The organism is Zooshikella harenae (assembly GCF_018837975.1).
Classification (GTDB): domain Bacteria; phylum Pseudomonadota; class Gammaproteobacteria; order Pseudomonadales; family Zooshikellaceae; genus Zooshikella; species Zooshikella harenae.
The window spans coordinates 1-7457 of the sequence record NZ_JAGSOY010000117.1 but is presented as its reverse complement, the minus strand read 5'-3'; the positions used below and the strand labels follow the sequence as shown (position 1 = coordinate 7457).

Sequence of the window (7457 nt, the reverse complement as noted above, 5' to 3'; positions counted from 1 at the left end):
CAAGGAACAGCCAATCGCAGGTTCTTTTTCCATAATGCCTTTATTGAGCTTTTATATCTAGATAACCCTAATGAAATTAATAATGATATAACTAAACCTACACAACTCTCCGAAAGGTTTATTAGCCACAAATCAACAGCCTCTCCTTTTGGTATTTGTTTTAGGCCGGAATCTAACACTACCAACAAAGCAGTTCCTTTTAAAAGCTGGGAATATAGACCAACATACCTACCTGAAACATTAAAAGTTGATGTTGGAGTGGCTCCAATCACTGAGCCTATGTGGTTTTTCTTGTCCTTTTCCTCAAGGCCTGACCAACAGCCTGCTGCAAAACGTCAACCAATGGAACATTCTGTTGGTTTTAAAAAAATAACCTCGCTGCACATTTTTATACCCAAAGATACATATTCCGAACCTGCACTTTACGCAAATAGTACAAATGGAATTGATCTTGTAACAGACGAAAAACATATAGTTGAGATTGGTTTTGACAATCAAATTTGTCAAAAATCACATAATTTCATGCCCACATTACCACTTGTATTCAAATGGTAAAAACTCACAGAATGATAAATATGGTAAAACAACTTATTAAATTACTTAGTACTTGTTTCTTATTTTCTGCAAGTTCTTTTGCAATGGAGTTAAAATGTCCTGATAAGCTTTCTGTTGATCAAAAAGCTTTAATCGTGCCAAAGCCATGGCGTGTTGGGCATAGTCAATTTACTCCAAAACTAATAAGTATTAATCTATATGATGGTATTCCTGAGGAAATGGCTTCTTTAGCACCTGACAACAAAGGTACTAATGAAAATTTTTACATTTGGTCTCTTGATAAAGGTAATGAATACTGGCTTGAGTGCAACTATAATCATACAAACATAACTTTATCTATGGCTCTACCTAAAAATTTGACGCAATGTAAAGCTTTTTACAATGACATTGGCAAACCTTATCAATTTAGTTGTCAATAAAATAGTATAAATGTACTACATGAAGTCCACCTTTTTCTGACTGCTGGTTTTCTTCAGCAGTCAGACTTCCTCCCTCCTCATTTTGTTGAAAACACTTTAATTTAGCAGTTCAGGCAAAAACAATGAAATGGCAGGGATGTATGTTACTAGCCCTAAAAATAATAATAGTAGACCTAACCACGGTAATGCAGCTTTAATGACCCAGCCTATACTTTGTTGAGTAATACCTGCAGTCACAAATAGGTTTAGCCCAACAGGTGGAGTTAACATACCAATTTCCATATTCACTACCATTATAATGCCTAAGTGAATGGGGTCGATACCTAACTGTGTGGCAATTGGAAACAGGATTGGTGCCATAATCAATACTATAGCTGAAGGCTCCATAAAATTACCCGCAGCAAGTAGTAATAAGTTGACCACCAGTAAAAAAGCCCATGGAGGAAGCCCCATACTCACTATTGTTTCTGCAATAGCATGTGGAATGCGTTCAGTCGTCAATACATGTGCAAACAACATCGCGTTAGCAATAATAAACAACAGCATCAAACTTACTTTTGCAGCATCCATAACCACATTATTCACTTCACGATCAAAAAATGAACGTGGTATTGCCCAGGTAATTTGCCAAGTATTTCTGACCACAGCATGAACTATTTTTTCGTCTTGATAACGCCATGGTGTATTTCTTAATGGGCCCATATCACGATAACCAATGACCGCAATCAAAAAAGCATACACAGCGGCTACAGCGGCAGCTTCAGTTGGACTGGCTACACCACCGTAGATCACGCCTAATACCAACACAATAAGAAATAAACCTCCTGTGGCCACTAAGCCAGTTTTAGTAAGCGTCCGCCAGCCTGGGAAAGGTTGTGAAGGATAACGACGTTTTCGAGCAAACAAATAAATTGCAACTAATAATATCCCTCCCATAAGCAAACCTGGTATTAAGCCTGCCATAAACATTCGAGTCGCAGATACCTCAGTGGCAGCGGCATATACCAGCATAACAATTGAAGGGGGAATTAATATGCCTAAAGTGCCGGCATTTGCAATAACACCCGCGGCAAAGGATTGGGAATACCCAGAGCGAACCATACCTGCAATAACAATACTACCAATTGCCGCTACTGTAGCAGGCGATGAGCCGGAAACGGCTGCAAATAGCATACAAGCAACCACCGATGCCATAGCCAAACCACCACGAACATGACCCACACCCGCTACGGCAAAATTAATAAGTCGTTTGGCAACACCACCCGTTGATAAAAAAACGGAAGATAAAATAAAAAATGGAATGGCTAACAACGTATAATGGCTAGAAGTTGACTCGAATATCTTAAGTGCAATCGATGCTAAGGAGTCATTAGAAAATAATAATATCGTTGAAACACTCGCAATCCCTAATGCCAATGCAATTGGCATTCCTGTCAACATACATAGTAAAAGTACCAAAAATAAAGTTGCAGTAGTCATAATCTATTCCCCACAGATGAAACCTGTGATGTCACCATGACTTCAGGGGATTTTATCTGATCAAGTTTGGATTCTTCTCGTGCTAATGCCAAGCTTTCTTCAGCTTCATCTAGCAACTCAAAACTGTCAACTTGACGGGTAAGCAACATCCATAGTAATGACATTAACCTAAGTGCTAATAGTACAAAACCACCAAATAAAATACTCATAGCCTGCCACTTAGGGAGTGGAACATCTTCCATGGTCAGACCAATTAATTTTAATTTACCCAAGTAAATCCAACTGCCGTATAATAAAACACCGCAGTAAAACAAACACCCCATCACCGCGAATACGGAAATCCAACGGCGTACGGCACTGGGAAACAGACGTACTAATGCATCTACACCAATATGGGCTCCTACTTTTAAACCATAAGAAACCCCAAACAATACAAACCATGCCCCTAAATATAAGGTCACTTCTTCCATCCATAACCACCCCGTATTAAACACAAAACGAAGAATGACTTCTAAAAAAACCAGAAGTGTCATACTCACTAGTAACAGTCGGATAATCGCCGCCTCAACAATAGCAAGGTAATGCCCAAACATGCTATTTCCCCTTTTATCTACCTTTCACGAATGTATTTATTTGTTAGCCACACTATTTATGACACGCTAACGTAAAAATAGCGTTCGCTGTGAGTATTTTTTACTATTTTGGGTAACAGTTATTTAATATACGTTTTCTCTAGTGGCCCATGAGTAATCCTACATTACACATGTACCACTAGTACGTTTAAATATTTAGTATTAATTAACTTGGTTCACTTCTTGGGCTGCTTTAATCAGGTCTACACCAATTTCATCTTGAAATTCCTTCCATACGGGAGCCATTGCCTGTTTCCATTGTTGACGCTGAGCAGATGAGAGTTCTATGACTTTTGATTTTTTACTGGTAATAATCGCTAGCTTATCTTGCTCATCTTTTTCCAAAGCAACTTTATTTCCATAGTCAATCGCTTCTTGCAGGCTTTTTTCGACAATAGGACGAATTTCATCGGGTAATCCTGACCAGAATTCTTTTGATGTAACAACAATATAGTCAAGCACCCCATGATCTGTTTCTGTTATGTGCGACTGTACTTCAAAAAACTTTTTCGAATAAATATTCGACCAAGTATTTTCCTGCCCATCAATGGCTTTTGTCTGTAATAAAGTAAATACTTCAGAAAAAGGCTTTTTCACAGGGTTAGCATTAACCACCTGAAATTGGGCTGCTAACACGTCAGATGCCATTATTCGGAATTTCTTTCCTTTGGCATCAGCAGGTGTAAAAAGTGGATCATTAGCCGACAATTGTTTCATACCATTATGTAAATACCCTAAACCCGTTAATCCTTTACTTTCCAGACTAGCCAGTAGTTTTTGGCCCTCTTTGCTCTGTTGAAAACGATCTACAGCCTGCATGTCATCAAACAAAAAAGGCAAATCAAATATTTGAAATTTTTTTGTATACGTTTCTAGTTTGGATAAAGAAGGTGCTGCGAGTTGCACATCCCCTAAGATTATTGCTTCCAATACTCTATCATCATTGAATAATTGAGCATTAGGAAAGACACTTACCTTAACTTTTCCAGGTAAACGTTGTTCAACGAGTTCTTTAAAACGAATGGCCATCTTTCCCTTAGGCGTATTTTCTGCAACGACATGAGAGAATTTAATTTCAATTGGGGCTGCACTCAATGTGCCAGCAACAATAGAAAAGATAAAGCACATTGTTGTTATTAGTTTACGCATGTTACTCCCTCTTTATTATTATCTAAGTTTATTGCTCATAGGCTTACTCACCATGGCATACATGTACCAAAGTACATCTTATCGCATGGGGTTATCATGCCTTACTCACATGACAACGTATTGAATACGCAAACCTCGCGCCAAAACAGTAATACCATATAAATCAATTAGTTAGCCTAATACCGAGAGAGTAATGAGTGAGATATGACACATCACTGATTTACAAATGGGTGGAAATCCACCCATTTATTTCTTCATTCACTTACAGAAACTCACTATGCTTACTAAACATTAGTTATTAAGTACATAAATTAAATATTGGAAGCTTTTAATTTTATAGCGAATAGTCAGTTCGATTTAAACTATATTTTTTTAATTTATCGTATAGTGTCTTACGTGCTATCCCCAACTCATCCATTACTGTTTTAAGACGTCCTTCATGACGAATTAATGCATCCTCCAATAGTGCCCTTTCATATGCTTCAACTTTAGAGGTTAATTTTTCAGTTATCGTTGAACATGATGAAACGGTGCTCCATCCATCAATATCAAATTCGGCACTTTCACCTAATAATACATAACGCTCAGCAATATTCCTTAGTTCCCGAACATTACCTGGCCAATCATGATTCAATAAAGCCTGGCGCTGAGCTAAAGAAAGTGGAATAACCTCCTGACCATAACGTGAACCTGCTATTGATGAAAAATGTTGAAAAAGAAGTAAAATATCTTCTTTTCGATCCCTTAAAGGTGGAATATTGATTATTAAAACATTCAAGCGGTAGTACAAATCAAGTCGAAAGGCACCTTCATCAGAGCGTTTTTTTAAATCTTCTTTGGTTGCAGCTATAACACGTATATCAATAGGTATTAGCTCATTTGTACCTAGCCGTTCAACATGCCGTTCTTCTAGAACACGCAAAAGTTTCACTTGTAAGTTAACTGGCATGCTTTCAATTTCGTCTAAAAATAAAGTGCCACCATTTGCATATTCAAACTTTCCTTTTCGACTTTTGTTTGCCCCCGTAAATGCACCTTGAATATGACCAAATAACTCACTTTCAATTAGCGCTTCTGGTAACGCACCACAGTTAATCGCAACAAAAGGATGGGCTTGCCTGACGCTATGTTCATGTAAAAAGCGAGCAATAAGTTCTTTACCACACCCCGTTTCACCTTGTAGTAAAATATCAGCTGGAGCATCAAGCACTTGCTGTACTAAGCGACGGAGCTGCTTGATCACTGGTGTATTACCAAGAATACGTGGACCTGGGCCACCCTGTGCAGATATTTCTTCCCGTAATGCCCTGTTTTCCAATGTCAGACTACGTTTTTCTAAAGCTCGACGGATGACTTCAACAAAATGCGTTTGGGTAAATGGTTTTTCTATATAGTCATATACGCCAGCCCTAATAGCTTCTACGGCTGTACTGACATCTCCGTGTCCAGTCAATAAGATAACAGGTAATTCAGAATCTAACTGATTTAAATGCCTAAATACCGTCATACCATCCATGTTAGGCATATGTAAATCCGTGACAATTACCCCATGCCAGTTTTCATGAACCAATGATAAACATTCTTGAGCTGTTGCAAAACACCTTACATTCATATCCGCTAAGGTTAAAGTTTGCTCGACAACAACACGAATATCTTCATCATCATCAATAAAAAAAATCTGATTAAATATCTCGCTTAACGACGAGGAATAATAATTATTCAGGCTACTTTCCATATAATAATTCTCGACTACATTTCATTTATTCTTTGTAACAACGCTTTACTTCCTTAGGAATACGACCTCTATAACCTCACACTATTTAAAAAGGTTATGATTTTCGTTTTCTGTCTACAGAGGGAATACAAACACTAAACACAGCGCCACCTTGAGCATGATTTCTCACACTAATATGCCCACCCGTAGACTCAATTATACGTTGGGAAATTGCCAGCCCTAACCCTAATCCTTGACCATTGCTTTTTGTTGTATAAAACGGCGTAAATACTTTAGCCAGTAAATGTTCTGGTATACCTGGACCATTATCATGAATTTCTAATTTTACGTCTTCTTCATCAATAACAAGGCTTACGTTAATGACCCCATTTGTTTGGTTAATTAACGCATGCATCGCATTCGTCAGTAAGTTCACAACCATTTGTTCTAGCCAGACACTATCCCCCTTAACCCATAGTCCATTCTCTGGCAACTGACTGATTACACTGATGTACTGTTTCTCTAACTGTGGCTTAAGTAAATCAATCGCACTTTGAATCGCAGTAACAAGATTTATTGTTGCTAATTTTCCAGGCGTTTTTCGAGCAAACACTTTAAACTGAGCGACAATATATCCCATGCGTTCACACAGCCGATTTATTCGTTGAAGATTTTCTGCAACTAATTGAGTTTGCTGTTTTTCGAGTAATAAAATGCTATTTTCAGCCAGCCCCTTAATCGCAGTGATGGGCTGGTTGAGTTCATGGTTAATGCTAGCTGACATTTGTCCTAAAACAGCCAGTTTTGCTGTTTGGATAAGCTCTTCTTGGGCTTGTCTCAATTGCGCTTCAGTATATTGCCGCTCTTCTATTTCCTGCTCAAGCCTTCTGTTCGTTTTCATAAGGTCTTGCGTACGCATCAATACCCGTGTTTCAAGCCGGTCTCTAGCCACACGAAGCTGTCGTTCCATTCGATAACGTTGCCAAATAAATAACCCTGCAAGCAATAGTACCCAGGCAACTAATCCATACACTAAAAGTGTTTCATTCACCCGCTGCTGGATCTCATCCCAGTTATACCAAATATGTAATACCCAACCTGCTTCTGGCATTGTTAATTGCTGCTGCAAGTACGAAGAATGAGGCTCAACAAATTCACCTATAAGCGTAATTTTATGAAGTGTAGAAAACACAGATGCTGGATCTTCAACAATAGGTGTCACCTGTTTTACAAACGTAGAAACCGTACGTAATGCATAGCGCTGTTCCTGCCTTAATTGCTTGTGCTGCACATCAGACAGTTTACCTAGAGAGTGAAATAACCACTGTTGTTCACTGCTGATAAATACCACTCCCATCGTATCTGTTACCAATAATCGAACTGCACCATGATGAAAAGCACTTTGCCATGATTGCTCTATATTCGCCAGATCCACTTTAACCACGACAATACCCAGTAATTTATTATGCTGAAACACTGGATAAGAAAAGTAATAACCACGTTGCAAAG

The 7457-nt window shown here is 38.4% G+C and carries 7 protein-coding genes; 2 read left to right on the top strand and 5 right to left on the bottom strand.

Annotated features, from left to right (window positions below; genetic code table 11):
* Both KCG35_RS22880 and KCG35_RS22875 read left to right on the top strand, forming a co-directional pair.
* The coding region (locus KCG35_RS22880) for a glyoxalase-like domain protein (protein ID WP_215822179.1) at nucleotides 1-555 on the top strand (555 nt) is incomplete at its 5' end.
* 20 nt (nucleotides 556-575) lie between these two features.
* On the top strand, nucleotides 576-974 hold the full coding sequence (locus KCG35_RS22875) for an STY0301 family protein (RefSeq protein ID WP_215822178.1): 399 nt from the start codon (nucleotides 576-578) through the stop codon (nucleotides 972-974).
* Between the two features lie 96 nt (nucleotides 975-1070).
* On the opposite strand, the gene KCG35_RS22870 is transcribed toward KCG35_RS22875, so the two are convergent.
* The 5 genes from KCG35_RS22870 to KCG35_RS22850 form a co-directional block, all read right to left on the bottom strand.
* The gene (locus KCG35_RS22870; RefSeq protein WP_215822177.1) at nucleotides 1071-2453 is read right to left on the bottom strand and encodes a TRAP transporter large permease; all 1383 of its coding nucleotides are present in this window, start codon (nucleotides 2451-2453) and stop codon (nucleotides 1071-1073) included.
* On the bottom strand, nucleotides 2450-3046 hold the full coding sequence (locus KCG35_RS22865; protein ID WP_215822176.1) for a TRAP transporter small permease: 597 nt from the start codon (nucleotides 3044-3046) through the stop codon (nucleotides 2450-2452). The genes KCG35_RS22870 and KCG35_RS22865 overlap by 4 nt, the downstream gene beginning before the upstream one ends.
* 201 nt (nucleotides 3047-3247) lie before the next feature.
* Complete coding sequence (locus tag KCG35_RS22860; protein WP_215822175.1) at nucleotides 3248-4234, bottom strand: TRAP transporter substrate-binding protein; 987 nt, start codon at nucleotides 4232-4234, stop codon at nucleotides 3248-3250.
* Between the two features lie 334 nt (nucleotides 4235-4568).
* On the bottom strand, nucleotides 4569-5969 hold the full coding sequence (locus tag KCG35_RS22855; protein ID WP_215822174.1) for a sigma-54-dependent transcriptional regulator: 1401 nt from the start codon (nucleotides 5967-5969) through the stop codon (nucleotides 4569-4571).
* Between the two features lie 94 nt (nucleotides 5970-6063).
* A partial coding sequence (locus KCG35_RS22850) for a sensor histidine kinase (RefSeq protein WP_215822173.1) occupies nucleotides 6064-7457 on the bottom strand: 1394 nt, incomplete at its 5' end.